Origin of the sequence: Salinimicrobium maris (assembly GCF_049680855.1) — a bacterium.
Lineage (GTDB): Bacteria > Bacteroidota > Bacteroidia > Flavobacteriales > Flavobacteriaceae > Salinimicrobium.
Map to the genome: position 1 here is coordinate 1 of NZ_JBMPGS010000015.1, position 1,058 is coordinate 1,058.

Here is a 1,058-nt window from a genome sequence, read left to right on the forward strand (position 1 = left end):
TGTGGAGCGGTTCCCCGTTACAATTGGGGATGAAATTCCGTAGTTCAGAGAATGGGTTTATTACAGGAGTACGTTTTTACAAGCAGCCGGGGAATACTGGCGTTCATACGGGGCAGCTTTATAGCCGCAACGGAAACTTGCTGGCAGAGGCTGTTTTTTCCAACGAAACATCTTCTGGCTGGCAGGAGGTGGCGTTTCCTTCTCCGGTGCCGGTCACGGCAGGGACCACCTATGTGATTTCCTACCATAGCAGTGCGGGATATTATTCGGCAGATAATCCATATTTTTCTGGTGCTGTGGAGAATGGTCCTCTTACCGGACTCAGGACCGGGATGGATGGCGCTAACGGAGTATATCGCTATAGCACGACTCCTTCTTTTCCTACACAGAACTATCAGAGCAGTAACTATTGGGTGGACGTTGTTTTCAATACCACGGCTCTGGTAAACCTTCCTCCCGTGGTGAGTTTGACTTCACCTGCAGGAGGGAGCAGTTTTGAGGCCCCTGCCACGATACGTTTGGATGCAACAGCTTCAGATTCCGATGGTTCTATTGCCAAAGTGGAATTCTTTCAGGGAAATACCAGGTTAGCAGAAGATACTTCCAGCCCCTACACCTTTAACTGGCAAAATGTTGCGGCAGGGAACTATAGTATTACAGCAAAGGCAACAGATGACAAGGGAAGGAAAACCACCTCTGCTGAAGTGCTTGTTTCTGTAACTCCCGATCCTTCCAGTTTCGCCTGCCCCTGTACTGTTTTCAATCCTAAAGATACTCCTACAGGTGGATTTTATAGTGGGGCACCCTTACAGCTGGGAATGAAGTTCAGAAGTTCGGTAGATGGTTATGTCACAGGGGTTCGTTTTTATAAAGAAACAGGAAATACGGGAGTACACACCGGTCAGCTATACAGTAGGAATGGGAATCTTCTTGCCGAGGCGGTGTTTAACAGTGAAACAGCCTCAGGCTGGCAGGAGGTATCATTTGCTTCTCCTGTGCCTGTTACGGCCAATACTACATATGTGATTTCATACCACAGTAATAACGGCTTTTATTCC

General features: G+C 47.9%; 1 protein-coding gene. It reads left to right on the forward strand.

Annotated features, from left to right (window positions below):
* Nucleotides 1–1,058 (forward strand): DUF4082 domain-containing protein (locus tag ACOV1Q_RS15850; protein WP_424495380.1); only part of this gene is annotated, 1,058 nt, incomplete at both ends.